6 protein-coding genes and 2 rRNA genes are annotated in these 7,510 nt (G+C 59.5%); all 8 read right to left on the bottom strand.

The window, feature by feature from the left end:
* Positions 1-132: 132 nt before the first annotated feature.
* The gene (gene tsaD, locus I4W09_RS09990; RefSeq protein ID WP_196034052.1) at positions 133-2,517 is read right to left on the bottom strand and encodes a tRNA (adenosine(37)-N6)-threonylcarbamoyltransferase complex transferase subunit TsaD; all 2,385 of its coding nucleotides are present in this window, start codon (positions 2,515-2,517) and stop codon (positions 133-135) included.
* The gene (gene tsaE, locus I4W09_RS09985) at positions 2,504-3,010 is read right to left on the bottom strand and encodes a tRNA (adenosine(37)-N6)-threonylcarbamoyltransferase complex ATPase subunit type 1 TsaE (RefSeq protein WP_196034050.1); all 507 of its coding nucleotides are present in this window, start codon (positions 3,008-3,010) and stop codon (positions 2,504-2,506) included. Before tsaE ends, tsaD begins: the two co-directional genes overlap by 14 nt.
* 12 nt (positions 3,011-3,022) lie before the next feature.
* On the bottom strand, positions 3,023-3,643 hold the full coding sequence (locus I4W09_RS09980; protein WP_006235848.1) for a uracil-DNA glycosylase: 621 nt from the start codon (positions 3,641-3,643) through the stop codon (positions 3,023-3,025).
* A gap of 8 nt (positions 3,644-3,651) precedes the next feature.
* Positions 3,652-4,797: an alanine racemase gene (alr, locus tag I4W09_RS09975; RefSeq protein ID WP_148332862.1), complete on the bottom strand. Its 1,146-nt coding sequence runs from the start codon at positions 4,795-4,797 to the stop codon at positions 3,652-3,654.
* Between the two features lie 2 nt (positions 4,798-4,799).
* On the bottom strand, positions 4,800-6,416 hold the full coding sequence (locus I4W09_RS09970; protein WP_161144597.1) for an NAD(P)H-hydrate dehydratase: 1,617 nt from the start codon (positions 6,414-6,416) through the stop codon (positions 4,800-4,802).
* Complete coding sequence (acpS, locus tag I4W09_RS09965) at positions 6,417-6,956, bottom strand: holo-ACP synthase (protein WP_117736900.1); 540 nt, start codon at positions 6,954-6,956, stop codon at positions 6,417-6,419.
* Between the two features lie 174 nt (positions 6,957-7,130).
* A 5S ribosomal RNA gene (gene rrf / locus I4W09_RS09960) occupies positions 7,131-7,246 on the bottom strand.
* A 145-nt stretch (positions 7,247-7,391) separates the two neighbouring features.
* Positions 7,392-7,510 (bottom strand): 23S ribosomal RNA (locus tag I4W09_RS09955); the annotation flags it as partial.

The raw sequence follows: 7,510 nt of genomic DNA, 5'->3' as shown, positions 1-7,510 counted from the left end.
GAACTTTATCGCGAGTTCCGCACGAACAGGAGGCCACTTAATGTGGCCTCCGTCGTGAGCAGGACTGTAGAGCAGGAAAGTTCATATGCGGCCGCTGGCGCCCGGGCAGCGTCGGGGACCGCACCCGTACGACTACAGCGTCATGTTTGGATCGGCGTCGACGTCGAACGGCGAGATTTCACCTCGGTCGAATTTACGGCGGGCGACCTCCGCGATCATGGCTGCGTTATCGGTACAGGCAGACAAGGGCGGCACCGTTACGCGAATCCCCTGACGTCCAAGCTTCTTGATCATCATCTCGCGCAGATGCGGGTTGGCCGAGACGCCGCCACCGATGCAGTATTCCTTGCATCCGGTAGCGTGCAGTGCGTTTTTGGCCTTCTTGTACTGCACGTCAAAGACAGCTGCCTCAAACGAAGCCGCCAGATCGGGCAGGTGAATCGTGCGCCCGGCCTTGGTCTCCTGTTCAATGTAGAGCGTCACAGCGGTTTTAAGGCCCGAAAGCGAGAAGCGATAGTCTCCTCTGCTGTTAAGCGCACGGGGGAAATCGATCGCCTTGGGGTTGCCCGTCTCGGCCAGCTTGGAAATGATGGGGCCACCGGGATAGCCCAGACCCAATGCCTTGGCTACCTTGTCGAAGGCCTCGCCCACAGCGTCGTCGAGCGTCTCACCGAGCACCTCGTAGTCGCCCCACGCCTTCACGTGCACGAGCATGGTGTGCCCACCCGAGACAAGCGTGAAGATAAACGGCGGTTTGAGGTCGGGTTGCGCCAGCAGGTTGGCAAACAGGTGCCCCTCCAGATGGTTGACGCATACGAGCGGCTTACCGGCAGCGTAGGCAAAGCCTTTGGCAAAGGCAACGCCCACCACGAGGGCGCCCACCAGGCCCGGACCCTGTGTCACGCCCACGGCGGCAAGCTCGCTGGGAGCAATGGCTCCACCCTCAAGACCAAGCGATGCTGCGGCATCCTCGAGCGCCGCATCCACGACACTCACAATCACCTCAACGTGTTTGCGCGAGGCGATCTCGGGCACCACGCCGCCAAAGCGGGCATGAAAATCAATCTGTGTCGACACCTGGTTGGCCAGCATATTGCCATCCGCATCGATAATCGCCACGGCCGTCTCGTCGCAGGAACTCTCGATAGCGAGCACCAGGCGGCGGCGCTCAATTTCGGCGCGCTCCCCCTCGGAGCGCCCAGGCGCAGGCAGCGGCCATACGCGTTGCTCGGCTGCCGTCGGCTCGGGCGAGGCGTTATCGACCGGAAGTACGAGGGGAAGTGGGGCCGTCATGACGATGGCGTCTTTGCCGACACCGTAGTAGCCACGACGACGACCCACCTCGGTAAAGCCCAGAGCGGCATAGAGCGCAATCGCGCCCTCGTTGCCGTCCTCGACCTCGAGCGAAGCCGTGGTGCAGCCGAGCATCTGGGCATCATAGCTCACATGCGACAGCAGCTTGCGGGCAATGCCCTCACGGCGATGTGCCGAGTCGACGGCGACATCCAGAATCTGCACATCACCGTCCACGACCATACCGCCGGCAAGGCCCAGCAGCTTGCCGTCGTCGTGTGCCACCCACCAACTACGCGGCGCAGCGACGTCCTCGCCCAGTTCGGACAGGAACATGCCCGGCGTCCACGCCTCGTGTCCGGCACCTTCAAAGCAGGCAGCCTCTAGCGCGCTCGCGCCCTCGGCATCCGCCGCGCCCATGGGACGGAACTGCAGATGACGACCGGCGAGCTCATCAGCAACGCCCGTAATTTCGCTCTGCGCACTCTCGGCAAGACCAAGACGCTTGCGCTCGTTTTCCTCGGCATCCGAAAGGCGCGTGTAAATCGGCAGGACGCGAGCCGGATCGCCGTCACCCGCAGCGTGCGCGAGCAGCAAGCCCTCGCCCGAAGGCCACCACAGGTCGCGCTCCACACAGCGAGCGGTCTCGTCCCCACCCAGCAGCTTGCCATAGCGCACGAGACCGTCACCGGTCAGCTGAACCTGATCCCAGCCCGCGGTCTGACGCCACTCATCAAGCGCCACGGCGGCCTTGACCACGTGTTCGCGCTCAAATTGACGCTCGGGGCCCTCATCGACCAGCATATACAGCGCCGGATATACCTCACCGCGCATGGCATCGGCCAAGATACCAAGCTTGCCGCGCACGCCAGCCTTCCACGCCGTCCAAGCGCAAGCGTCAAGCGTTGACACGCCCAGCAGCGGAACATTGGCACCACGTGCGAGGCCCTTGGCAGTGGAGATGCCGATGCGCACACCCGTAAACGACCCCGGGCCGCGGCCGACCACGTAGCAACCAACATCGCTGCGATCCAGACCGGCTTGAGCCAGCACGCCATCAACGGTATTCACGAGCTCAACGTTGGCGTGACGGCGACACATGTGGTCGCCACTCACGAGCTTCGTCTCGCCCGTCTGTCTATCAATCCAACTTGCCGCGCAGGCAAGCATGTCGGTCGAGGTATCGAGCGCCACCACCAGCGCGTTGTCGTTATGCAAGCTCATCTTGTACAGCCTTATCAATCAAATGGGAAAGCTCCATTGCGCGGTCACCGTGCGCCTCGAGCGTTATCGTTCGCACATCGCTGTCGCCCTCATCACGCTTGAGCGTCACCGAAAGATACTCATCCGTCAGCTCGTCCTGGAATTGTTCGCCCCATTCCAGCAGGCAAGCACCCTCATAGCCCAGCACATCGAAAATGCCCGTATCCTCGAGCTCGTAGGCATGCTCCAGGCGGTATAGATCAAAGTGAAACAGCGGAATACGGCCTTGATCGTGAACGGCCATGAGCGCAAACGTAGGGCTCGTAACCATATGCCCATCGCCCAGCCCGCGCGAGACGCCCTTGGTAAAGTGAGTTTTGCCCGCCCCCAGGCCACCGGTCAGGATGAGCACATCGCCGTCCTCAAGGCACGGTGCAATTAGCTCGCCAAAGTACTCCGTATCGGCAGCGCAAGTCGTTTTGTAAGTACCTACCCCCAGGCGCTCCAGGGACATATATGCTCCTTATTATTCCGAGGCGTCCTCTGGTGCGGGATGTCGCTCCAGATAATCGCCCAGCATCTTAAAGTCTTCCTCCAGCAGCTCCTGCCACGCCGGATTGCGCAGCGCTGCTGCCGGATGAAAAGTAGGCATTACTACAAAATGCCCCATCTGGTGGAACCTACCGCGCAGCTTAGTAATGCCAATCTCGGTCTTAAGCACAAAGTGCGTCGCGGGGTTGCCGAGCGTCACGATAATATCGGGCCAGATGCTTCGAATCTGCTCACGCAAAAACGGCGAGCAAGCCAGCACTTCCTCGGGACGCGGATTGCGGTTTCCCGGCGGGCGGCACTTAAGCACATTGGCAATGTAGACGTCTTCGCGTTTGAGCCCCGCCAGCGACAAAATGCCGTTGAGGTCTTCTCCCGCCGCCCCCACAAACGGTTCGCCCTGCAAATCCTCGTTGCGACCCGGCGCCTCACCGATAAACATGACGCGGGCGCGGGGGTTTCCCACGCCAAACACGATATTGTGACGCGACTGGTAGAGCTGGCAGAGGTGACAATCGCCCAGAACGGCCTCGATCTCCTCGAGTGCGACCTCACGTGGTGCCTGATGGGTATGGCCGGGGATGTGCATGACGCCCATGGCGACTCCTACACGTAGACCTTGTCGAGGCGCATGCCAAAGCCGCAGGCGACCTCGTAGTTAATCGTTCCGCGCAGTCGGGCCATCTCGTCCATAGTGATCTCGGCATCGCCATCGCGGCCGACAATAATCATCTCGTCACCATACTCGGCCTCGGGAATCTCGTGTGCCGGGTTGGACTGAATGGCGACCATAAACTGGTCCATGCAGATATTGCCAACCTGATGCACGCGCTCGCCGCGATACAGCACATCCATACGATTGGAAAGCGTACGCGATAGGCCGTCGGCATAACCGATCGGCAGCGTGCAGATCTGAACGCGCGTGCGCGGTACGCGGTAGGTAAAACCGTAGCCCACGCCCTCACCCATCGCAGGGTGTGCCACACGCGTCACGCGCGCATGGACGCTCATAACGGGATCAAGCTGCATCACGCGGCCACTCAGCTCGCACGGCTGCATGCCATACAAGCCAACGCCGGCGCGAATCATATCAAAATGCATCGAGGGGTCGAGCATCGAGGACGGCGTGTTGGCGCAGTGCACGATACCGCACTCAAAGCCCGCATCCTTAATGGCCTGAACGGCCTCGGTAAAGCGCTGACACTGCAGTTTGTAGTCCCAGCCCGAAGGTTCATCGGCCGTGGCGAAGTGCGTAAATACGCCGTCGCACTGAATACCGCGATGGAAATTAATACCGCGCACAAAGTCGAGCACCTGCGTGTAGTGTACGCCGATACGATTCATACCTGTCTCGATGGCGAGATGATACTTGCCCACCTTGCCCGCCGCGACGGCACATTCGCCATACGCAAGAGCAAAGTCAGACGTATAGACCGAGGGCATGATATCAAACTCGAGCAACGTCGGAATGGCCTCGATAGGCGGCTCGCTTAGGATGAGGATGGGCTTCGTAATCCCGCCCTGTCGGAGCTCAATGCCCTCGTTAACCGTCGCCACGGCAAACATGTCGGCACCGGCCGAATACATGATCTTGGCGCACTCAACAGCTCCATGACCATAAGCATCGGCCTTGACCACGCAGCACAGGCGCTGACGTGGATTCAGCAAGTTCTTATAGGCCCTCGTGTTGCGACGGAGCGCCCCACGGTCGATCTCGACCCAGGACCAGCGCGTCAAATCGGCTTTATTCATGATTAGTCATCCGACCCTTCGTCCATGATTCCCAGATCTTCGAGCGCATCCTTTGCCGCCAGCTCCATGGCAGGACCAATCAAGTCGATAAGATCGGTCGCGATAACGCTCTTCTCACCATACTCCGTCGCCGCGGCAAAACCGGCGTAGCTGTGAAGTGCGACGGCGTACGAATACAGCAACTCCCAACGATCCATCTCGTCGCGCATGGTGGCAAGCGTGCCGGCCAAAATACCCGCGAGAACATCACCCGAACCGGCAGTTGCCAGAGAAGCCGGACCCGAAAGTGGCAGCAGCACACGCTCAACGCCACAGATAGCCGTCGTCGGCCCCTTGGCAATGACCACCAGATTGTCGGAGCCTGCAGCCCAGACAACCTTCTGCGCGGCTGCAATCGCGGTACCAAGGTCGTTCACCTCGTCACCGGCAACCAGACGCGAAAGCTCACGATAGTGCGGCGTCATAACCAACGGCTGCTCGCGACGATACATCTCGGGGTTACTATCAATACCGTCAATGGCAATCTTAGCAAGGCAGTTGAGTGCATCGGCATCCAAAATAAGCGGTACATCAAGCTCGAGCAAGCCCGAAACCACCTGCATAGCGCCGGCAGACGTCGTCATACCGGGACCGCACAGTACGCAGCTGTACTTCTTTGCAATCTCGCACACCGTCATGCGCGCAGCGGCGCCAAAGGAGCCGCGGGAATCAGACGGAATAGCAAAGACGGGAATCGAAGGAAGTGCAATGCGAATAAGATTAGCGCAGGCGTCAGGAGCCGCGACTGCCACGTAACCAGCACCCGCGCGAGCTGCAGACTTGGCCGCCATAATGGCAGCACCAGGATATTGCGCAGATCCGGCGACAATAAGCACAGAGCCACGGGAATACTTATCGATATTCGTAGGTAGTGGGGCAAAGTAATCAACTAAGTCACCGGGCTCGACAATCTCGGCGGCGTGGTCGACATCATCGATGACCTCGTCAAGACGGTCGTAAAGATTGCCGCAGATCAAATCGCCAGCATACTCAGGGCCATCAGCGCTATACAGACCAATCTTGGGCGCAATCATCGTCACCGTATGTTCGGCACGAATGCAGTCGTCATCAACAACGCCCGTCTCGGCATTCAGGCCCGAGGGGACATCAATGGATACGACACAATCGGCGCATTCATTGACCGTAGGAATCCAGATGGAGAACGGCGCACGCAGATTCCCATGGAAACCGGTACCAAAAATGGCATCGACAACAACATCGGCCTTATCGATCAAAACCTCGAGTTCGTCACGCGAGGGGCCAACGCAAACGTGCACATCGCGGCCGGCAGTACGACGAGCAACATGACGTGCCAGAGCAGCAGGAATCTCATCCGGCTCAACCGGAGAAACGATATCGACGTCCACGCCCTTATGGCTCAGGATATCGGCGGCAACCCAACCGTCGCCGCCATTATTACCAAAACCGACCAGAACGAGAACCCGATCGGGATTGAGCTTCAAGACCTCGTTGGCGGCAAACTCACCCGCTAGCTCCATAAGCTCGGCCTTCGAAGTCCCTTCGCGTTCGATGATATCCTCGAGACGAACGACTTCTTCGGTACTCAAAACCGGTTTCATCTATGCTCCTAGCGTATCTTGCGAAGCATCGCCCAGGTGCTCCGTCAATGCTGAATTCTGCAGCTGCTCAAGCTCATCTAAAACAGAGCGAGCCTCTTTAAATGTCTGCGCTACGCGTTTCTTGGTGCTCACCTTTTCATCTTTTGGCTTAGGCCGAGCATCTTCGGTAATCGCGATGGCATTCGCAACGGCTAAGTCTCCTGTAAGCGTAATGGAAAGAGCGACCTCAACAACACCCAGCTCTTGAGCGATCTCGAGAGCACGGCCCGAAAGCAGCGCCTTCGGTTTGCCGAGTTTATCACGCGTAACCGAAACATCCTTGCGACCAACGCCTTGACTAAAACCCGTGCCGAGAGCTTTAAGCACCGCCTCGCGCGAAGCAAAGCGGCTCGCATAGTGAGCAGCGGGACGCGATGATACATCGCAATACGCACGCTCTTCTTCGGTAAACACACGCCGAGCAAACGACGGCGTCTTTTCAAGAATTGATTTCATCCGGGAAATCTCGACGATATCAACGCCGATACCAGCTTCAGCCATGTTCACCTCCATATCGCACAGACTAAGTTATTGTAGCCCGTTCACAGAAGATGCGACAAACGAGGGTTATAAAACACAGCTACTATGTGAGACAAAAGCCCGTAAACGCAAAAAGGGGGAGGCCGCGAGGCCTCCCCCTTCTCAGTTCAAGCGTACGGCTCGGTGCCGTCCACCGGTCAGCGGCGCCCTGGCCTCCCACGGGCTGACCCCGCAGTACTCTCGGCGCGATGGGGCTTAGCTTCCGGGTTCGGAACGGGACCGGGCGTGCCCCCCATGCTCTGGCCGCTGACCGGTGGGCGGCGCCCACCGTTACGGTGTCCTGGGTCTCACTCTACACGTGCCCTGGGGGCCGCATGGCGCATAGGAAAGGTGACTCGGGGGCATCCTCGTGCCCGGACCGCGCGTGAGCGCTTGTCCCGCGGGCCGCGAGGTGCGGTTCCGGAAGAGCTCGGGCGATTAGTGCGGCTCGGCTGAGGGCGTCGCCGCCCTTGCACCTGCCGTCTATCGACCAGGTAGTCTACCTGGGCCCTTACCGGAAGGAGAACTAATCCCTG

The sequence above is a fragment of the Collinsella aerofaciens genome (assembly GCF_015670795.1).
GTDB classification, from domain to species: domain Bacteria; phylum Actinomycetota; class Coriobacteriia; order Coriobacteriales; family Coriobacteriaceae; genus Collinsella; species Collinsella aerofaciens_Q.
The sequence above is the reverse complement of the archived record's forward strand: the minus strand, read 5'-3'. Positions and strand labels throughout refer to the sequence as shown.